Origin of the sequence: Novosphingobium indicum (assembly GCF_014645195.1) — a bacterium.
GTDB classification, from domain to species: domain Bacteria; phylum Pseudomonadota; class Alphaproteobacteria; order Sphingomonadales; family Sphingomonadaceae; genus Novosphingobium; species Novosphingobium indicum.
Genome location: NZ_BMLK01000014.1, coordinates 105488 through 125804 on the forward strand (window position 1 = coordinate 105488; position 20317 = coordinate 125804).

The 20317-nt window shown below is 65.0% G+C and carries 18 protein-coding genes; 15 read left to right on the plus strand and 3 right to left on the minus strand.

Going from position 1 to position 20317, the window contains the following annotated elements; translation table 11 throughout:
- Positions 1 to 2: 2 nt before the first annotated feature.
- The 14 genes from IEX64_RS15280 (at position 3) to IEX64_RS15345 (ending at position 16172) form a co-directional block, all read left to right on the plus strand.
- A complete protein-coding gene (locus IEX64_RS15280) occupies positions 3 to 1580 on the plus strand; it encodes a gamma-glutamyltransferase family protein (protein WP_188820894.1) in 1578 nt (525 codons plus the stop codon).
- Positions 1581 to 1830: 250 nt separating this feature from the next.
- Entirely contained in the window at positions 1831 to 3093 is a 1263-nt protein-coding gene (locus tag IEX64_RS15285) for an allantoate amidohydrolase (RefSeq protein WP_188820897.1), read from the plus strand.
- Complete coding sequence (locus tag IEX64_RS15290; RefSeq protein WP_188820898.1) at positions 3083 to 4324, plus strand: pyridoxal-phosphate-dependent aminotransferase family protein; 1242 nt, start codon at positions 3083 to 3085, stop codon at positions 4322 to 4324. Before IEX64_RS15285 ends, IEX64_RS15290 begins: the two co-directional genes overlap by 11 nt.
- A 190-nt stretch (positions 4325 to 4514) precedes the next feature.
- Positions 4515 to 5420: an allantoinase PuuE gene (puuE, locus tag IEX64_RS15295; protein ID WP_229710454.1), complete on the plus strand. Its 906-nt coding sequence runs from the start codon at positions 4515 to 4517 to the stop codon at positions 5418 to 5420.
- 81 nt (positions 5421 to 5501) lie between these two features.
- Positions 5502 to 5882 carry an oxalurate catabolism protein HpxZ gene (gene hpxZ, locus IEX64_RS15300; RefSeq protein WP_188820900.1) on the plus strand — a complete coding sequence of 127 codons (381 nt, stop codon included), beginning with the start codon at positions 5502 to 5504 and terminating at the stop codon, positions 5880 to 5882.
- Positions 5879 to 6322, plus strand: coding sequence for a 2-oxo-4-hydroxy-4-carboxy-5-ureidoimidazoline decarboxylase (gene uraD / locus IEX64_RS15305; protein WP_188820902.1), 444 nt, complete (start codon positions 5879 to 5881; stop codon positions 6320 to 6322). The genes hpxZ and uraD overlap by 4 nt, the downstream gene beginning before the upstream one ends.
- The gene (gene uraH, locus IEX64_RS15310) at positions 6319 to 6654 is read left to right on the plus strand and encodes a hydroxyisourate hydrolase (RefSeq protein WP_188820904.1); all 336 of its coding nucleotides are present in this window, start codon (positions 6319 to 6321) and stop codon (positions 6652 to 6654) included. The genes uraD and uraH overlap by 4 nt, the downstream gene beginning before the upstream one ends.
- A gap of 1 nt (position 6655) precedes the next feature.
- On the plus strand, positions 6656 to 7852 hold the full coding sequence (locus IEX64_RS15315) for a urate hydroxylase PuuD (RefSeq protein WP_188820906.1): 1197 nt from the start codon (positions 6656 to 6658) through the stop codon (positions 7850 to 7852).
- Positions 7849 to 9273 carry a xanthine dehydrogenase small subunit gene (gene xdhA / locus IEX64_RS15320; RefSeq protein WP_188820908.1) on the plus strand — a complete coding sequence of 475 codons (1425 nt, stop codon included), beginning with the start codon at positions 7849 to 7851 and terminating at the stop codon, positions 9271 to 9273. Before IEX64_RS15315 ends, xdhA begins: the two co-directional genes overlap by 4 nt.
- The gene (gene xdhB, locus IEX64_RS15325) at positions 9266 to 11575 is read left to right on the plus strand and encodes a xanthine dehydrogenase molybdopterin binding subunit (protein WP_188820910.1); all 2310 of its coding nucleotides are present in this window, start codon (positions 9266 to 9268) and stop codon (positions 11573 to 11575) included. The genes xdhA and xdhB overlap by 8 nt, the downstream gene beginning before the upstream one ends.
- A complete protein-coding gene (gene xdhC, locus IEX64_RS15330; protein WP_188820913.1) occupies positions 11572 to 12489 on the plus strand; it encodes a xanthine dehydrogenase accessory protein XdhC in 918 nt (305 codons plus the stop codon). Before xdhB ends, xdhC begins: the two co-directional genes overlap by 4 nt.
- A 265-nt stretch (positions 12490 to 12754) precedes the next feature.
- Positions 12755 to 14041, plus strand: coding sequence for a guanine deaminase (gene guaD, locus IEX64_RS15335; protein WP_188820915.1), 1287 nt, complete (start codon positions 12755 to 12757; stop codon positions 14039 to 14041).
- Entirely contained in the window at positions 14038 to 15054 is a 1017-nt protein-coding gene (locus IEX64_RS15340; RefSeq protein WP_188820917.1) for an adenosine deaminase, read from the plus strand. The genes guaD and IEX64_RS15340 overlap by 4 nt, the downstream gene beginning before the upstream one ends.
- The gene (locus IEX64_RS15345) at positions 15054 to 16172 is read left to right on the plus strand and encodes a nucleoside hydrolase (RefSeq protein WP_229710415.1); all 1119 of its coding nucleotides are present in this window, start codon (positions 15054 to 15056) and stop codon (positions 16170 to 16172) included. The genes IEX64_RS15340 and IEX64_RS15345 overlap by 1 nt, the downstream gene beginning before the upstream one ends.
- A 153-nt stretch (positions 16173 to 16325) precedes the next feature.
- Here IEX64_RS15345 and IEX64_RS15350 read toward each other — a convergent pair whose 3' ends face one another.
- The 3 genes from IEX64_RS15350 to IEX64_RS15360 form a co-directional block, all read right to left on the minus strand.
- Positions 16326 to 16904: an LOG family protein gene (locus tag IEX64_RS15350; protein ID WP_188820919.1), complete on the minus strand. Its 579-nt coding sequence runs from the start codon at positions 16902 to 16904 to the stop codon at positions 16326 to 16328.
- Between the two features lie 30 nt (positions 16905 to 16934).
- Positions 16935 to 17468 (minus strand): phosphoribosyltransferase, encoded by a 534-nt coding sequence (locus IEX64_RS15355; RefSeq protein ID WP_188820922.1) that lies wholly within the window; start codon positions 17466 to 17468, stop codon positions 16935 to 16937.
- An 85-nt stretch (positions 17469 to 17553) separates the two neighbouring features.
- A complete protein-coding gene (locus tag IEX64_RS15360; protein WP_188820924.1) occupies positions 17554 to 18495 on the minus strand; it encodes a LysR family transcriptional regulator in 942 nt (313 codons plus the stop codon).
- Between the two features lie 312 nt (positions 18496 to 18807).
- Between IEX64_RS15360 and IEX64_RS15365 the strand changes: the two genes are divergently transcribed.
- Entirely contained in the window at positions 18808 to 20310 is a 1503-nt protein-coding gene (locus IEX64_RS15365; RefSeq protein WP_229710417.1) for an adenosine deaminase family protein, read from the plus strand.
- The last annotated feature ends 7 nt before the right edge of the window (positions 20311 to 20317 follow it).

Genomic DNA, 20317 nt, shown 5'->3' on the forward strand with positions numbered 1-20317 from the left:
GGATGAAGACCGTCACCGGAACCCATGGAATGGTCACCGCACCGCACCATCTGGCGGCGCGGGCGGGGTGCGACGTCCTGAAGGACGGCGGCACCGCCGTGGAGGCCTGTGTCGCCGTGGCTGCGACGCTGGCCGTGGTCTATCCGCACATGACCGGGATCGGCGGCGACGGCTTCTGGGTTATCCGCGAGCCCGAGGGCCGGGTGCATTCGGTCCACGGCTGCGGCGGCGCAGCGGCCAGAGCGGACCTTGCGCTCTACGAAGGGCTCGATGCAGTGCCCAATCGCGGGCCCTTGGCGGCAAACACCGTGGCCGGAACGATCTCCGGCTGGGAAGCCGTGCTGGAGGACGAATCCTGCACGATTCCTCTCGATCGCCTGCTGCGCGATGCTATCCGCCATGCCGAGGAGGGTGTGGCGGTCACCAGCGGCGGTGCGGCGATTGCCGAAGCCAAAGGGCCAGAGCTGCGCCCGCAACCCGGCGCCTATGCCGCGATCTTCCAACCCGAGGGGCGCCCCCTTGCCGAAGGCGATGTGCTGCGCCAGCCGCAACTCGCCGCCACTCTGAGGATGCTCGCGGCGAATGGCCTTGATGACTTCTACGGCGGGGACCTTGCCGCGCTGATCGCCGAGGACTTGGAAGCGCTGGGTAGTCCGGTGACGCTGGCCGATCTGACAGCGCATTATGCAACGCGTCCTGCTCCGCTGCATGTCCCGATCACCGGCGCGCGGCTCTACAACAGCGCGCCGCCCACGCAGGGCTTCGCATCGCTGCTGATCCTTGCCCTGTTCGACCGGCTGGAAGCGGCGTCGGCAGACGGGTTCGACCATGTCCATGGCCTCGTCGAGGCGACCAAGCAGGCCTTCCTGCTGCGCGACGCGCACGTCGGTGATCCGGCCTACACCGATTACGACTTCCAGTTCCTGCTCGACGATGCCCGTGCGCTCGATGCCCTGGCAGCGCGCATCGATCCGGCAAAGGCACTGCCATGGCCGCAGCCGCCGAAATGGGGCGATACCTGCTGGTTCGGTGCTGCGGACAGCGAGGGGCGGGTGGTGAGCTGTATCCAGTCCACTTACTTCGAGTTCGGCTCGGGCCTCGTCCTGCCGCAGACCGGGCTTACCTGGCAGAACCGCGGCAGTTCCTTCCGCCTCGCCGAGGATGGTTGGAATGCGCTCAAGCCCGGCCGCAAGCCATTCCACACGCTCAACCCCGCGCTCGCGGTGTTCGATGATGGCCGGGTCATGGCCTACGGCACGATGGGCGGCGAGGGCCAGCCGCAGACGCAGGCCGCGCTCTTCAGCCGCTATGCCCGTTTTGGTGTCGACCTGCAGGACGCGATCAGCGCCCCGCGCTGGCTGCTCGGCCGCACCTGGGGCGAACAGTCGACCACGCTCAAGCTGGAAGATGGTTTCGACGAGGCGCTCTACGCCGAACTGACTGAGGCCGGGCACGATGTGGAACGCGTCGGCCCGCTGACCGCGACGATGGGCCATGCCGGCGCGGTCGTGCGGCTGGCGGACGGTGCGTTCGAAGGCGCCACCGATCCGCGCAGCGATGGAGGCGTGGCGACATGGTGATTTGGTTCGCGCGGAGGCGCGGAAGCGCGGAGGATTCTGGGTTCGCGCAAAGGCGCAAAGGCGCGAAGGCGTCGTGCAGCGCCGCAGGCGCAATTGATCGTCTAACCATTTCGTCAAACGCGAGCGATTGGATGGAAAGCGGCTTCGCCGCCAAACCATCTTCTTCGCGCCTTTGCGCCTTTGCGCGAACCTTATCTCTTCTCCGCGTCTCTGCGCCTCCGCGTGAGCTTTTCCACGAAAGGACAACGGCATGACGGGGCTAGGCGGAGCCCGTGCAGTTGCGCGCTGCGATGCGCTGGGTGTGTCGCCCTACAGTGACATGGCCGACGGGCTCTACCGGGCTTACCTCACTCCTGCTTACACGGCAGCGCAGGAGAAGATTGCCGGCTGGATGGAGGCGGCAGGGATGGCTGCGTACCGCGATGCTGCCGCCAACCTCGTCGGTCGCTACGAGGGCAGCGACCCTGGCGCGCCTGCGCTGGTTATCGGCAGCCACTTGGACAGCGTGCGCGACGGCGGGCGATATGACGGGCCGCTCGGCATCATGCTCGGCATCGAGTGCGTCGCCGCGCTCCACGCGCAGGGGCGGCGCATGCCGTTTGCCATCGAGATTTACGCTTTCGGGGATGAGGAAGGCTCGCGCTTTCCGGCCGCCATGCTCACCAGCCGGGCTGTGGCAGGGACGCTGGAAGTGTCTGCGCTGGACATGGCCGATGCGGAGGGTGTCACTCTGGAGCAAGCTCTTTCCTCCGTTTGTGGGGGCGGCATTGCTGAATACTTAACTGCCGCCCGCGAACCGGGCTCGATCGAGGCGTACCTCGAAGCCCACATCGAGCAAGGGCCGGTGCTGGAGGCCGATGGTCTGGCCGTGGGTACCGTCACCGGCATTGCCGCGCAGCTGCGCTATGCTGTTACAGTGAAGGGCATGGCCGGGCACGCCGGAACCACCGCGATGCGCCTGCGCCGTGATCCGCTCGCCGGGGCGGCGGCCATGGTTCTGGCTGTCGAGCAGATCGCGCGGGGGGACAATTCCGATGTCGTCGCCACGGTCGGTGTGATCGAGGCCATGCCCGGCGCGCCCAACGTCATCCCCGGTGCTGTGCATTTCACCATCGATGTGCGTTCGGGCAAGGAGGAACGGCGCGACTGCGTGGCCGAGGCCATCCTCGCCCGCCTGAGCGAAATCGCCGAAGCCCGCGATCTGGAGATCTCCGTCGAGCGCGTCCACGACCTTCCCGCCAGCCCCTGCGACGCAGACCTGATGGACCTGATGGACGAGGCGCTGATCGGCGCCGGCCAGCCGGTACGGCGCCTTGTTTCGGGGGCGGGACACGATGCCATGAACATGGCCGTGCTGTGCCCCACCGCCATGCTGTTCATCCGCTGCAAGGGCGGCGTGAGCCACAATCCCGCCGAGCATGTCGAGCCTGAGGACGTGGAAATCGCGCTTCAGGTCATGCTCGGCTTCATCGAGCGCCTGGGAACGCGCGCCGGAGACCGCAATGCCGCCTGAACTCGATCCTCTTCTCTTCGGCGAGATCGACCCGCCGCAGCGCCTGCTGATGGGCCCGGGCCCGATCAACGCGCACCCGCGTGTTCTGCGCGCGATGAGCGCCGACTTGCTGGGCCAGTTCGACCCGGAAATGACCGGGTTCATGAACCAGATCATGGCGCTGTACCGCCCGATCTTCGGCACGCAGAACCAGTGGACAATGCTGATCGACGGCACCGCGCGCGCCGGGATCGAGGCAGCGCTGGTCTCGATGGTGGCGCCGGGCGACACCGTGCTGGTCGTCAACTTCGGGCGTTTCGGGCTGCTGTTGACGGAAATCCTCACCCGGATCGGGGCCAGGATAGAGACGGTGGACGTACCCTGGGGCGAAGTCGTGCCGATGGAGGCGATCGCAGCGGCTATCGAACGCACCTCGCCCCGCCTCGTTGCGACCATTCACGGCGATACCTCGACCACCATGGCACAACCGCTCGAAGGGCTGGGCGAATTGTGCAAGGCGGCAGGCGCGCTCAGCTATGTCGATGCCACGGCGACCCTCGGCGGCATGGAAGTCGCGGCGGATCGCTGGGGTATCGATGTCGTCTCCGGGGGCCTGCAGAAGTGCCTCGGTGGGCCTTCGGGTTCGGCGCCGATCACGATTTCGGACCGCGCGGCCGAGCATATCTTCTCGCGCCGCCATACCGAGGCGGGCATCCGCATGGATGGCCTCGCCGACGGCAAGGGGCCGCGCATCGGCTCCAACTATTTCGACCTTGCCATGATCATGGATTACTGGTCCGAAAAACGCCTCAACCATCATACCGAAGCGACATCGATGCTCTATGCGGCCCGCGAATGTGCCCGCGTCGCGCTCGGTGAGGGGCTGGAGGCGCGCTTTGCCCGCCATGCCAGTGCCGGCGCCGCAATGGCAGCGGGCCTGCGCGCGATGGGCCTCACCGTGTTCGGCGACGATGCCCATCGCATGACCAACGTCACCGGCGTCTACATTCCCGACAGCGTCGACGGCGAGGCGGTGCGCAAGGCCATGCGCGAACTGTTCGAGATCGAGATCGGCACCGCCTTCGGTCCGCTGCAGGGCAAAATCTGGCGCCTCGGCGCGATGGGCTACAACGCGATGAAGCACAAGGTGCTGCTGACATTGGCCGCGCTCGAAGCCTGCCTGCGCATGGAGGGCTTCGCGCTCCCCATGGGCGAGGCGGTGCCGGCGGCGATCAAGGCGTGGGAAGGATGAGGCAACAGGCACCTTTCCCTTCCCCCTCGATGGGGGAAGGATACGCAGGCTTGGGGTCGCAGACCCCTAGCCGGAGTTGGTTGGGGGTGAACTCTCGTCCAGGCGCTTTCACCCCCAACCAAGCTGCGCTAGCACCCTGCGGGCGCAAGCTCCGCTATCCTTCCATCGAGGGGGAAGGCGCATGAGCATGATTCCCCGCGACCTCGTCGGCTACGGCCAGACCCCGCCCGACCCGCAGTGGCCGGACGGCGCGCGCGTGGCGGTGCAGTTCGTCATCAACTATGAGGAAGGCGCCGAGAATTCGGTGCTAAATGGCGACAAGGGCTCCGAGGCGTTCCTGTCCGAGATGGTCGGTGCGGGTAGCCACCCGGACCGGGCGATGGCGATGGAGAGCCTCTACGAATACGGCAGCCGCGCCGGGTTCTGGCGCCTCCACCGGATCTTCACCGAGCGCGGCCTGCCCGTCACCGTGTTCGGGGTCGCGAAGGCCATGGAGATGAACCCAAAGGCGGTCGCGGCGATGCAGGCCGCCGACTGGGAGATCGCCAGCCACGGCCTGCGCTGGATCGACTACCAGTACGTGCCCGAGGACGTCGAACGCGCCCACATCGCCGAGGCCGTCGCGCTCCACGAGAAGCTCACCGGCTCACGCCCGCTCGGTTGGTATCAGGGGCGCACCTCGCCGAACACCGCACGGCTGGTCGCCGAAGAGGGCGGCTTTGTCTATGATGCGGACAGCTATGCCGACGATCTGCCCTATTGGGACAACAAGCACGGCCATCTTCGCGGTAACAGGCCGCAGTTGATCGTGCCCTATACGCTCGACGTGAACGACATGAAGATCGTCGCGCTCAATGGCTTCACCGAAGGCGAGCAGTTCTTCCGCCACATGCGCGATACCTTCGACCAGCTCCGCGAGGAAGGCGGGCGGATGATGTCGGTGGGCCTCCACGGCCGCATCGCCGGCAAGCCCGGCCGCGCGCGCTGGCTGGCGCGCTTCCTCGACCATGTCACGGCCAGCGGCGACGCCTGGGTCTGCCGCCGGATCGACATCGCCCGCCACTGGATGGAGGTGCATCCCTATGCCGGTGCGTAGCCTGTCCAACCCTGACTTCGTCATCCCCGCGACGGCGGGGATCCAGCTTTCTTTTGAACGTGCGAGCCAAGGAGTGATGGCATGAAGATCGACGATCCCGTCCTTCACGCAGAAGTCACCGAAGCGTTCCACGAATACGAGCGCGCGCTGATGGAGGACGACATCCCGGCGATGGACGCGCTGTTCCACGATGCCCCCACCACCAACCGCTACGGCGTGGGCGAAGTGCTTTACGGGATCGAGGCCATCCGCGAATTTCGCAAGGGCCGCGGCGGCTCGCCGCAGCGCAAGCTCGGCAAGGTGGCGATTACCGTTTATGGCGACAGCTTCGCCACGGCGGACGCTGAGTTCTTCCGCGAAGGCTCCGAGCGGCGCGGCCGCCAGACGCAGAGCTGGGTCAAGTTTGTGGATGGCTGGAAAGTCGTCTCCGCTCACGTAAGCCTCGAGGGGACGACTTCGTGACCGCGCTCTTCGAACACAGCCCCTGGGTCGAGCAACGCGCCGATGCGCGCGCTTCGAGCGGCAACCGCCACGCCGATCTCATGGCGGTGATGTATGACGCGACGAGCGAGGAACAGCTCGCGCTGATCCGCGCCCACCCGGAACTCGCGGGCAAGGCGGCGATCGACAGGACGCTCACCGATGCCAGCGCTTCCGAGCAGGCGAGCGCCGGCCTCGACCGCCTCACGCCCGAGGAATACGAGCAGTTCCACGCGCTCAATGCCGCTTACCGCGGGAAATTCGGCTTCCCCTTCATCATCTGCGTGCGCCTGACGGACAAGGCCGGGATTCTCGCGGCGATGGAAGCCCGGCTCGGCAACGACCGCGAAGCCGAGATCGAAACCGCGCTCGGCCAGATCGGCGAGATCGTGCGGCTGCGGCTGGAGGACCAGGCGGCATGAACACGCTTTCCACGCACGTCCTTGACACCATGCACGGCTGCCCCGCGGCGGGGCTTTCCGTTGCGCTGGTCGGGCCTGACGGGCAGATCGCCTGCGGTATGACCAATGCCGATGGCCGCTGTCCCGATCTCGTCCCCGGTCCCTTGCCGGCGGGTCTGTACGCGCTGCATTTCAGCGTCGCGGCCTATTTCCGCGCCGCCGGTGTCGAGCTGCCCGAGCCGCCGTTCATCGACGAAGTGACGATCGGCTTCGGCATGGCCGAGGGCGGCGGACACTATCACGTGCCGTTGCTCGTCTCGCCCTTCTCCTATTCGACCTACCGGGGCAGCTGATTTGCACTTCGATCTGACAGAATGGCTCAACCTCGCGTTCCGCTGGCTGCACCTGACGGCCGGCATCGCGTGGATCGGCGGGTCGTTCCATTTCGTAGGGCTCGACTTGCGGCTGAAGAAGCCCAAGCCCGGCACCGCGCCCGAAGGTGTGACCGGCGAGGACTGGGCCGTCCATGGCGGCGGCTTCTACCATTCGCAGAAGTACCAGACCGCGCCCGAGGCGCTGCCGGAAGAGCTGCACTGGACGAAATGGGAATCCTATTTCACCTGGCTGAGCGGGTTTTCGCTTCTGGTGCTGGTCTATTACGTCGGTGCGAGGAATTTCCTTGTCGATCCGGCCAAGGCCAACCTTTCGGGCGAAGATGCCACGATCATCGGCATGAGCGCGCTCATCGTGGGCTGGTTCTTCTATCACCTCGCCTGCAAGTCCGCGCTGGGGCGCGACAACCGCGTGCTGGGCGCGGTGTGGTTTGCGTTCCTGCTCGGCATTGCGATATTCCTCGATGCGATCTTCAATTCGCGCGGGGCTTATCTGCATATCGGTGCGATCGTCGGCTCGGCGATGGTGGGCAATGTCTTCTTCGTGATCATTCCCAACCAGCGCAAGGTCGTCGCCGCGCTCAAGGCTGGCGAGGAGCCTGATCCCAGGCTGGGGCTGGAGGCCAAGCAGCGCTCGCTCCACAACAACTACATGACGCTGCCGGTGCTGTTCATCATGATCAGCCACCACTACCCGATGACTTACGGTGCGGAACGTCCCTGGCTGGTGCTCGCGCTGCTGGGCATGACCGGCGTCGCAGTGCGGCACGTCTTCAACTTGCGCCACCTTGGCCGACGGACGGGGGGCGCCATTGCCCTGGCAGTGGCTCTGGCGCTGGTGAGCGTGACCTATGTCTCGGTTGAGAAGGCTGGGGCGGCAAAGCCGGTTTCGGATACGAAGCTGACTTATGGCGACGTAGAGCCCATACTGGCTAAGCACTGCGTGGGCTGCCATGCCGAACACCCCCCGAACGAAGCCTTCTCCGCCCCGCCGCTGGGCGTCGAGTTGAATAGCTACGACCATGTCCATGCAGTGACTGACAGGATCAGGCGTGTGGCGGTGGACTCGCAGACGATGCCGCTGGGGAATGCGACCGGAATGACCGACGAGGAACGCCGCAAGCTGGGTGAATGGATCGCACAGGGAGCGCCGCAATGAGTGTTCGTTTCATTCTCGACGGCGAAATGGTCGAACTCGCCGAAGTCGATCCGACCGCAACCGTGCTGGATCACTTGCGCTACAAGATGCGCCGCACCGGCACCAAGGAAGGCTGCGCCGAGGGCGACTGCGGGGCCTGCACCGTGCTGGTCGGCGAAGCGTCGGGAGACAGCGTGGTCTGGCGTTCGGTGAACGCCTGCATTCAGTTCCTGCCGATGCTCCATGGCAAGGCGCTGTTGACGGTCGAGAGCCTCAAGGAACAGGACGCGCCCAATCCGTTGCAGGTGTGCATGGCCGCGAATGGTTCCTCGCAATGCGGCTTTTGCACGCCGGGGTTCGTCATGTCGCTCTATGGCCGTGCCATCGGCGCCAAGGGGTCCGATCTGCCCGTTGCGGACGTGATTGCGGGCAACCTGTGTCGCTGCACCGGTTATGGTCCGATTCTGGAGGCGGGCGAGACGGTGAGTAGCCTCCCGCGCGACGATGCCGCGCTTGCCGCGCAGCTTACCGAACTGGGTGCCGAGAGCGCGTCGGGGAAATGGCAAGGCCGGCGCTGGTTCGCGCCGAAGACTTGCGGGGAACTGGCGGACCTGCTTGCAGAGCATCCCGATGCGCGCATGGTCGCCGGCGCCACCGATGTCGGCCTGTGGGTGACCAAGGGGCTGAAGACGCTCGAGACCGTGATCTTCCTCGGCGATGTGACAGACCTTGCAGCTATCGAGGAAGCCGATGATGGGCTGATGGTAGGCGCGGCCGTTCGCTATGCCGATGCCCACACGCCCTTCGCGCGGCTGCATCCCGACCTTGGCGAACTGGTGCGCCGGATCGGCGGCCTGCAGGTGCGCAATGCCGGCACGGTCGGCGGCAATATCGCCAATGGCTCGCCTATCGGGGACGGCCCTCCGGCGCTGATTGCTATGGGCGCCGAACTGACCCTGCGTAGCGCCAAGGGGCGGCGAACGATGCCGCTTGAGGACTACTTCCTTGAGTATGGAAAGCAGGACCGCCAGCCGGGCGAATTCGTCGAATCCGTTCGGGTTCCGAAGCCCGGCCCTGACGTCGTGATCCATATCGCCAAGCTCTCGCGCCGGTTCGACAGCGATATCTCCGCGGTCTGCGGCGCCATTGCGCTCACCGTCGATGCGGGCACGATCACGTCTGCGCGTGTGGCCTTCGGCGGCATGGCGGCAACGCCGAAGCGGGCTGCGGCTTGCGAGGCTGCACTGGTTGGCCAGTACTTCACGCAGGAGACGATGGAAGCGGCGGCGCAGGCTCTTGAAAGCGATTTTTCGCCGCTCAGCGACGTGCGCGGATCGTCGGCTTATCGGCTGGAAGCCGCAGCCAACCTGCTGCGCCGCTTGTGGCTGTGCGAGCAGGGCACCGCAATTTCCGTGCTCGATCTGGAGGCTCTCGATGGCTGAGCGCGATCCCGCCTGGAAGGTGCTCGAGAAGCCCTCGCACCCGCACGACAGCGCGCACATGCACGTCACCGGCGAGGCGCGCTATACGGACGACGTTTCCGAGCCGCAGGGCATGCTGCACCTCGCTTTCGGACAGAGCAGCATGGCACGCGCCCGGATCGTCTCGATGGACCTGTCGGAGGTTCTGGCCGCCGATGGTGTCGTGGCGGTCTACACGGCTGCCGATATTCCCGGCCCCAATGATGTCAGTCCGGTCGCGCACGACGACCGGCTGCTGGCCGACGGGGAAGTGGTGTTTCATGGACAGGCCATTTTCCTCGTCGCCGCGACCAGCCAGCGCGCGGCGCGCACGGCGGCCCGGCTCGGCAAGATCGAATATGAGCCGCTGCCTGCGCTGCTTTCCGTCGAACAAGCGCGCGCGGCGGATTCGCTGATCGAGACAACCCAGCACATGGCCCGAGGCGATGCGGCCAAGGCGCTGGAGTCCTGCCCCCACCGCCTTTCGGGTGGTTTCACAATGGGCGGGCAGGATCACTTCTACCTTGAAGGCCAAGTGGCCGTAGCAACGCCCGGCGAGGACGGGCAGGTGCATATCCTCAGTTCGACCCAGCACCCGAGCGAGATTCAGCACCTCGTCGCCGATCTGCTTGGCCTGAGCTCGGCCGACGTGACGGTGGAGGTGCGGCGCATGGGCGGCGCCTTCGGTGGCAAGGAAACACAGGCCTCGCTGTTCGCCGCCGCCGCGGCGCTGGTCGCGCACAAGACCGGGCTGCCGGCGAAGTTCCGCTGCGACCGCGATGACGACATGGTACTGACCGGCAAGCGCCACCCTTTCGAGGTCTCCTACAAGGTCGGTTATGACGACGAAGGGCACCTGCTGGCCCTGTCGCTGCATCTGGCGTCGGACTGCGGCGCGACCGAGGACCTTTCGCCCGCGATCAATGACCGCGCGATGTTCCATGCGGACAACTGCTATTACCTTGCCGATGTGGAGATAGTCTCCGAGCGGCTGCGGACCAACAGCGTTTCCGCCACGGCTTTTCGGGGCTTCGGCGGGCCGCAGGGCATGCTGGCGATAGAGCGGATCATCGATCACATTGCAGCGAGGCTCGGCAAGGACCCGCTCGACGTGCGCCTTGCCAACCTCTACGGGCCGGGCCGCGACGTCACCCAGTACGGGATGAAGGTGGCGGACAACATCGCGCCGCAGATGATCGCCCGCCTGCGCGAAACCGCGCGCTACGACGAGCGGGCTGCGGCGGTCGAGGCGTTCAACGCGGTCAATCCTGTCATCAAGAAGGGCATTGCGCTCACACCGGTGAAATTCGGGATCAGCTTCACCACTACCCACCTCAATCAGGCGGGGGCGCTGGTGCATGTCTATGCCGATGGCTCGATCCAGGTGAATCACGGCGGCACGGAGATGGGGCAGGGCGTCTATGTCAAAGTCGCGCAGGTCGTGGCGGACGTTTTCGGCGTGCCGTTCTCGCAAGTGCGGATCACGGCGACGCGGACCGATAAGGTGCCCAACACCTCGGCCACGGCGGCCAGCTCCGGGGCCGATCTCAATGGCATGGCTGCCTACAACGCGGCGATGACCATCCGTCAGCGCCTGATCGCCTTCCTCGCCCGCACGCACAATTGCGACGAGGCGGAGGTGCAGTTTACCCCCGCCGGCATTCTGGTGGGCACCGAGACGATTTCCTTCGAACTGGCCGCGTGCAAGGCGCATGTCGGCCGCATCTCGCTGTCCTCCACCGGCTTTTACGCAACGCCTGATATTGCCTATGACCGGGCGACGCATCGCGGACGGCCGTTCTACTACTTCGCCTACGGCGCGGCCGTGAGCGAAGTGGCCATCGACACGCTGACCGGCGAGCACAAGGTGCTGGCGGTCGACATCCTCCACGATGTCGGCCGGTCGCTGAACCCGGTGATCGACATGGGCCAGATCGAGGGCGGCTTCGTGCAGGGGCAGGGCTGGCTCACCACCGAGGAACTGGTGTGGGACGACAAGGGCCGCCTGCTCACACACTCGCCCGCGACCTACAAGATCCCCACGGCTTCCGACCGGGCGAAACATTTCACCGTCACCTTGTGGGATGGCGAGAATGTCGAACCGACGATCAACCGCTCCAAGGCGGTGGGTGAGCCGCCGTTCATGCTGGCGATCTCGGTATTCTCCGCGCTCAATCGGGCGATTGCCGCGACTGCGCCGGGGAAGGCCGACCTGCCGCAGCTCGATGCGCCTGCGACGCCCGAGCGTATCCTCAAGGCCATTACCGGGCACCGGGCACCATGACGCAGTGGGTTGGATGGCTCCGCAGGTTGGGTCCTGAGCCGTGCGCATTGGTTTCGGTGCTCGCGACCGAGGGCTCCGCGCCGCGCGGGGCCGGGACACGAATGCTGGTCACGGCGGAGGGACAGCAGGGCACGATCGGCGGCGGACAGCTCGAGTTCCGCGCGGTCGAACAGGCGCGCGCGATCCTTGGCCTTCCCCAAGGTGCCTGGCGCATTCAGGACTATCCGCTCGGTCCGCTGCTGGGCCAATGCTGCGGCGGACGGGTGCGGCTGCTGATCGAACATGTCGATCCTGCCGCGCTGGACTGGCTGCACGATGCCGAGCCGGGGCGAATGCTGGAAACCGTGCTGCACGACGGCACGATTTCTCGCACCGTATTCGAGCGTGAAACGGCAACGCGGCAGTCCGCGCGCGGTGATCGGCCGGATGTCGGCGCGCGTTTTGTCGAGCCGGTGGGGGAGCGCCTGCGTCCGGTCTACCTGTTCGGGGCCGGGCATGTCGGGCAGGCCATAGCCCGCCACATGACCGGTCTGCCGCTCCAGCTTGCATGGTTCGATACGCGGCCCGAAATGGCCGAGATCGATGGCGTGACGGTGATGCCGGAAGAAGAGATCGCGCATTGCATCGAGGAAGCCCCTGCCGATGCGGCGATCGCGATCCTCACGCACGATCACCCGCTGGACTATCACCTCACGCTCGCCGCGCTCAGCCGTGATCCCGTTGCTTTCGTGGGCCTGATCGGCTCTTCTACCAAGATTGCCCGCTTCCGCTCGCGTCTCAAGGCAGACGGGATCGAGGAAGAAGCGCTGGCGCGCCTGACCACACCCATCGGTGTGCCCGGCGTAGTGGGCAAGGAACCCGACGTGATCGCTATCGCCGTACTGGCGCAGCTCCTGCAGTTGCGGGGGCAGTGATGGCCGGCTTTTTCGTTTCACGCGGAGGCGCGGCGACGCGGAGGATAGTAAGTCACGCAGAGACGCGGAGGCGCAGAGGGGGCGTGTTTGCGGCGAAGCCGCTATCTCCCTCATGCGGTGCGTTTGACGCAATCTCGGAATATTGGATGACGCCTTCGGCGCAGAGCGACATCTTTGCGCCTCTGCGTCTCTGCGTGCACAAAATCCTCTTTCCCTCCGCGTCTCCGCGCCGCCGCGTGAACCACCTTCTTGAGGAGGTGGTGCAATGATTCGTGCCTACCGCGCCGAATTGCTCTCGGTCGGGCAGGACCCGCGCGACGCGCCCGATGCCGTGCGGCATGAGCCGGATGGACTGCTTGTTATCGAGGACGGCATCGTCATAGCCCGTGGCCCCTATGCCGATCTGGCGGACCAGTACGCGGGAATAGAGGTTGAAACCCTGCCGGGACTCGTCGTGCCCGGTTTTGTGGACGCCCATGTCCACTATCCGCAAACCGACCGTATCGCCTCGCATGGGGAGCAATTGCTCGACTGGCTCGACCGGCACATCTTCCCTGCGGAAAAAGCGTTCGTAGACAAGGCGTATGCCGATGGCGTGGCGGCCTTCTTTCTCGATGAATTGCTGCGCAATGGGACGACCAGCGCGCTAGTCTATCCCACGGTGCACGAGCAGTCGGTGGATGCGCTGTTCGAAGCCGCGTTGGAACGCCGCATGCGCATCGTTTCGGGCAAGGTACTGATGGACTTGGGGCCGGAAGGGCTGAAGGATACCGTTGCCTCGGGCCGCGCCGAGACCGAAGCGCTGATCCGGCGCTGGCATGGGCATGGCCGGCTTGGCTATGCCATTACTCCGCGTTTCGTACTCGCGTCGAGCGATGCCCAACTCGCCGATGCCGGGGCCTTGCTGGCCGAGCATCCCGAAGTGCTGATGCACACGCATCTGGCCGAGAACGTCCGTGAATGCGCCGCGGTCGAAGAGCGGTTCAGCGATGCCGTGGATTATCTCGACGCATACGACCGCTTCGGGCTCGTTACGCCGCGTTCGGTCTTTGCGCACGGCATCCACCTGTCGGACCGCGCGTGCGGTCGGCTGCACGAAAGCGGCGCGGGCATTGCGATCTGTCCGAGTTCGAACCTGTTTCTCGGCTCGGGGTTTTTCAATTTCGGCAAGGCGGACGCGCACAAGGTGCGGTTGGGGCTTGGCACCGACATTGGTGCCGGGACATCGTTTTCGATGCTCTATACGGCCGGGCTCGCCTATCAGGCCGCGCTGGCGCGCGAGGACAAGCTCGATCCGTTCCGGGCGCTCTACCTGGCGACGGCGGGCAGCGCCGCACTTCTTCATATCGCGGACAAGGTCGGTGCGCTTGAGCCGGGGCAGGAGGCAGACTTTGTCGTGCTCGATTGCGCCGCCACGCCGCTGCTGGCGCGGCGAACCCTTGAGGCAGACCTCGCCGAGCGTCTTTTCGCCATGCAGATCCTCGGCGATGATCGCGTGGTTGCGCGAACGTATGTGCTGGGCCAATGCGCTTGGCAAAGGACCAGTTCATGACCGATCTCGACAGCTTCATCACCGGCCTGCCCAAAGCCGAACTGCACTTGCACATCGAAGGCAGCCTTGAGCCCGAACTGATGTTCGAGTTGGCGAAACGCAACGGCATCGACATCCCCTATGCCTCGGTGGAGGATGTGCGGGCAGCCTATGCCTTTTCGAACCTGCAGGACTTTCTCGATATCTACTACGCCGGGGCCAATGTGCTGCGCACGCGGCAGGATTTTCACGATCTCGCCGCCGCCTATTTCGACCGCATTGCGGCAGACGGCGTCGTCCATGCCGAGATCATGTTCGACCCGCAGACGCACACGGATCGGGGCATTCCCTTTGCCGACGTGATCGAGGGCCTGCTTTCGGGCATGGCCGAGGCGGAGGCGAAGCACGGTATTACCAGCAAGCTCATCCTCTCGTTCCTGCGGCACCTCTCCGAAGAGGCGGCATTCGATACGCTGGCGATGGCAGAACCCTGGCTCGACCAAATCGAAGCCGTCGGGCTGGACAGTTCCGAAGTCGGCCACCCGCCGGTGAAGTTCGCGCAGGTCTTCGAGGCGGCGCACGCCAAGGGGCTGAAGATCACCGCCCATGCCGGAGAGGAAGGGCCACCCGAATATGTCTATCAGGCGCTAGACCTGCTGCACGTCGACCGGATCGATCACGGCAACCGCTCGTTGGAAGACCCGGACCTGGTCGCGCGGCTGGCAGCGATGGGTATGACGCTGACGGTCTGTCCGCTGTCCAACCTCAAGCTCTGCGTCGTCGACGACCTTGCCGACCATCCTGTCGACCGGATGCTGGCGCTGGGCCTGAAGGCCACGGTCAATTCCGACGACCCGGCCTATTTCGGCGGCTATATCGGCGACAACTTCCGCGCCGTGGCCAAGGCGCGGGGCCTGGATCGCGAAGCCATCGTGACGCTGGCACGCAACAGCTTTACCGGATCGTTCCTGCCGCCAAAGGCGATTGCCGAACATCTGGAAAAGCTCGATGCCTACGTGGAGGCGCAGGGTTGATGCTGCGGATCATGCGGACACTGCTGGCTCTGTGGGTTGCCATGGTCCTTTCACTGGGCACCGCCCATGCCGCGGACGGCCCCCGCAAGGTCATCATCGATGACGAGGGCTTTCAACTCATGCACCTCATGCTGCTGGAAAGCAGTGAGGTCGAGGTCGTCGGGATTACGACGGTCTCGGGCAACACATGGGCGAACCGGGCGACGGCGATGGTGCTGCGCGGTCTGGAGATTGCAGGCCGGCCCGATGTTCCGGTGGCGCAGGGTGCCACTTATCCGCTGCTGAACTCCGAGGCGCTGACCAAGCGCTGGGAAGCGATCTACGGCAAGCTCACGTGGAAAGGCGCGTGGATGAAGCAGTGGGTCGAACCCACGGCACAGACGACCCCGGCCTATTACGGACCCGACGATCCGGTGAACCTGCCCGGCGGCAATCCCACCCTGAAGCCCTCGCCGGAGATCGCGGCCAACTTCCTCATTCGCATGGTACGCCAGTACCCGGGCGAGATTACCATCGTGGCCTGCGGACCGCTGACCAATCTGGCCCTGGCGCAGCGGCTGGATCCTCAATTCGCCTCACTGGTGGGAGAGCTGGTCTACATGGGCGGCAGTCTCAACCCGCATCAGGTACTGGACGATCAGCAGGCGCAGGAGTTCGCGCGCGAATTCGCCAATTCTCCACGCCGTGAATTCAACGCCCGCTTCGATCCCGAGTCTGCGAGCATCGTTTCACGCAGTCCCTGGCGCAAGTTGACGATCATTCCCGTCGACCCCTCGACCGCCACCCAGCGCACGCGCACCCTGCTGGAACGGGTGGCCAAGGCCGCAAAGCCTGACGTGGCCGCTTTTGTCTCCGACCTCGAACCCGGCTTTCCGCTGTGGGATGAGATCGCGGCCGGGTATGTGCTCGATCCCGCCATGGTGACGAATGCGGAAGATCTCTACGTCGATTACAACACGCAGTTCGGTGCCAACTATGGCGATATGCTGAGCTGGCGCGAGCACTATCAGCCCGACCTCGGTGAGCAGAAGGCCTATGTCGTGCGCGCCATCGATCCGGTGCGGCTCGAAGCGGTGATGGTCGAGGCGATGCAGCAGGGCGCGCAGAGCGACGAGTAAACGCCGCGGAATGGCGAGAGGCTCTCGACTGGACCGGCCTTATCGAAGACCTGCAGCGGATGCGCTAGAGGGCACCGGCCAGGCGCATGGCCTCGCCGGCGTCGGCGAATTCCCGCTCCACGCAGGTTTCGGCGATGTGCCGCGTCGTGATGGTCACAGGTCCTTTTCGCCCAACCAGTGCTCGGTTTCCGGTGCCATGTAGTGCGTCATCCGGTCGAGCAGGGCCTCGGGTTCGCGTTCGATCATCAGCATCGCGCGGTGGCGTTCCTGCAGGAAGCCTTCCTCCACGATCTTGTCGATGAATTGGGTGAGGCCGTCATAGAAATCACCCACGTTGAGCAGGCCGACCGGCTTCTGGTGATAGCCCAGCTGCGCCCAGCACCAGGCTTCGAACATTTCCTCGAACGTGCCGATGCCGCCGGGCAGAGTGACGAAGCCGTCCGCCAGTTTGGCCATCATCGCCTTGCGTTCGTGCATGGTCTTCACGACGTGCAGTTCGGTGATGCCGTGATGATCCTTCTCTCGCGCGCGCAGCGCCTCGGGGATGACGCCGATCACTTCGCCGCCCGCCGCGCATACGGCATCGGCAATCACGCCCATCAGGCCGACTTCGCCGCCGCCATAGACAAGGCCGATGCCGCGCCGGGCGAGCAGGGTGCCGAACTGCTCGGCGGCTTCGCGATAGAGAGGGTTCCGGCCCGGAGAGGAGCCGAGGTAGACGCAGATGCGCATGGGGGGTGTTTCTTTCGTAAGAGAGGGGGGTCAGGAAAGCCGTTCAGGCACAGACAGCGCTTCCTCGACGATGCTGTCCTTGGTGCCGACCGATTCCCAGGGGAAGACGAACCAGCGCTTGTCCTTGGTGCGATCGATCATGTCGGCCCACAGGTCGACTTCGACTTTCGAGCTCTGGTTGTTGATCACCACGGCGAAGCGCAGATTGGTGCTGTCGCATCCGCTTTCGGCGAGCTGGCCGCGGATATAGTCGATGGTGCCGCCGCTGTCGTTGATGTCGTCGACGAAGAGCATGCGCTTGCCCTCGGCCGTCATCCCAGCGACTTTGGCCAGCAGCTCGTCGGCGAAGCCGGGTACTTTCGAGGAGTGGTCGATCGAAAGCATCGGCAGTTCGAGCTGGTGCGAGATATAGACTGCCGGCACCAGGCCGCCCCGTCCCACGCCGATCACGAAGTCCGGCATCCATCCGCTCTCGCGCACCTTGCGCGAGAGGATGCGGACCTTGGCGAGGAAGTCCTCGTAGTATTCGAGGTAGTGAAGTTCGGGTTCGGCGGTCTGGCTCATCGGTCGCGAATCCTGTGCGGCAGATGTTGGGAAGAACCCTCGGTTATATGCCGCCATGCGCGATGCGCAATTGCAGCGGTGCGCTTCAGCTGCCGTTTTCCTCGGGCATCTGCATCGAGACGGGATAGCTGAGCTGCGCAAAGCCGTTCTCGATTTCGCCGAGCACGATGCTGGCCGCATAAGACGGGTTGCGCGCCGAGTTGGTACAAAGCGCCAGCGTCATCGGCCTCAGCAGCGCGTCGGAAATGCGTGTGAAGGAAAGCAGGCCGGCTTTCACTTCGGTGATGACGTCGAGCGATGTCAGTACGCCGATGCCGACGCCCTCGAGCACCAGCGACGTGATCATCTGGATGTTGTCCGAGCTTACCTTGCGTTCCAGTTCCATGCCCGTCGCGCCTTCGAGCACCGCGACTTGCTGGCAGACCGCGAGCGGTTCGGCCGGCACGATCACAGGCATGCCCGTGGAGGCGGAGAAGCGCGCCTCGCGCTGCTGGCCGAGCGGATGGTCGGGCAGGGTAACGAAGCCGAGCACGACTTCCACGAAGGCGCGCACCGACAGGTCGCGGTAGGATTGCGGTTCGAACAGGATGCCGAAGTCGACTTCCCCACTGGCGACGGCCTTTCGGACTTCGTCGTTCTCGAGAACTTTCACGCCCACGCTGATGCCGGGATAGCGGCTCTGGATGGAACGGATCGCGGCCGGGATGTGGCCTTTTGCCAGCGCATCGATGATGGCCATTTCCACGTGGCCGCGCTTCAGCCCGCGCAAGTCCTCTATCTGGGCGCGAACATCGACCATGTTCTTTTCCCAGCGATTGCCGGCCGCCATCATGATTTCGCCGGCGGCGGTCAATCGCAGGCCGCTGGGTAGTCGCTCGAACAGCGGCGTGCCGATTTCGGCTTCCACGTTGAGGATCTGCCGGGCGATGGCGGACGCGGAGACATTGAGTTCGTCGGCCGCCTTGCGGATCGAGCCCAGCCGACCGACGGCCATGAAGTAACGAAGGAAACGCGAAAACGCCGGCATGATGCTGTCTTTCTGACCCGCTCTAATTTTTGCAACGCACCGTGGGATTCATTGCGTTTGCTCGCACCAAGTCAAGTGCCTACCACTTTTGATGACACCGAAAGGTGCGGCAGGCCCGGCATCCAATGTCACGATCTCTCCCCGTGACGGATGCCGGCCGCTTGCCGAACGTTCGGTTCGGAAGGGCGTGTTCTGTCGTGCAGGGAAAGCACGGGAAGGGCGCGGATTTCCGATTGCGGGGTATGGGGAATGTTGACGAGCCTTACACAGCGCCTTCCAAAGGCATGCCTGCGCGCATGGGCGCTGGGCTGTGTGGCTCTTCTGGTTTCTCCTTCCATCGCCAGCGCCGACGCCGAAAGCGAAGCGGCTGCTTCCGCCCTGTTCGATGAGATGTCCGGCAATGCAGCGCAGCTGCGCATGTTCCTCCAGGCAATGCCCAAGGGCGGGGACCTGCACAACCACCTCGGCGGCAGCATCTATGCCGAGGACTTTCTCGAAGCCGCTGCGGCGGAAGGCATGTGTGCGGACGAGAAGATCGAACGCATCGTGGCTGCGCCGTGCCCGGCCGAGCGGAAGCTGGCAACCATGGCGAAAGATCGAACCTTCGCTTACGCCGCGCTGATCGATTCCCTCTCCACGCGCGGCCATCAGCGGGGCGTGGGGGCGGACGACGTTTCCGGCCATACCCAGTTCTTCTCCAGCTTCGACAAACTCGGCGCTGCCTTCCCTCTCGATCCCGGCCGCTGGCTTTCCGCCACGCGCCAGAGCGCCGCGCGCAACAACGTCAGCTACCTGGAGCTCATGAACAATCCGCCGGCTTTGGTGAAATATGCCATGGCCGGCGGTGACGAGCCTCTGGACGAGGGCGATCTGGGTGCGGTCTATGCGCGAGAGATCGGCACGGTTCGCGGGTTGCTGGGCAAGGCCATGGCTGAGGTCGATCGGGTCGAGGCCGATGCCCGGCAGGACCTGTCATGCGGCACGAAAGATGCGGCAGCAGGCTGCGACGTCGCCGTGCACTATCTCACCTTTGCATGGCGCAGCATGGCGCCGGCAGTCGCTTTCCGCTCACTGATCGCCGGTTTCGCGCTTGCGGATCGAGACCCGCGTTTCGTGGGCGTCAACATCGTCATGCCCGAAGACGATCCCGTGGCGCTGCGCGACTATGGCCTGCACATGGCGATGTTTCGCTTTCTGGAAGCGAAATACCCTGCCGTTAGCGTGAGCATGCACGCCGGCGAACTCACGCTCGGGCTGGTGCGTCCCAAGGACCTTAGCGATCACATCGCCCGCGCCGTGGATTCGGGAGCGCGGCGCATCGGCCATGGCACCGACATCGCCTATGAGGACGCGGCGCCCGAAACGCTGGCCCGCATGGCGCGTGAGGGCATTGCGGTCGAAGTCAATCTCACCAGCAATGCCGTCATTCTCGGCGCCGAGGGCAGTGAGCATCCCATCACCCTCTACCGGAGCATGGGCGTGCCGGTGGTGCTCTCGACCGACGACGAGGGCGTGCTGCGCTCGGACATGACCAACGAATATCGCCGGGCTGCCATGGAACAGGGGCTGGGCTACGCCGAGCTCAAGGATCTGGCCCGCGCCAGCCTTGAATATGCCTTCATTCCCGGCGCCAGCTTCTGGCGCGATGCTCGGGCGGAAATGCCGGTATCTGCCTGTACCGCTGCGCTGGCTGACAGGCGCTGCCAGTCCTTCCTCGCATCCAGTGAAAAGGCCCGCCTGCAGGCCGATCTGGAAAGCCGTTTCGACCGGTTCGAGCACAGCCTCGACCGCTTCAGACAATCCCAAGGGTCCTAGGAGGTCG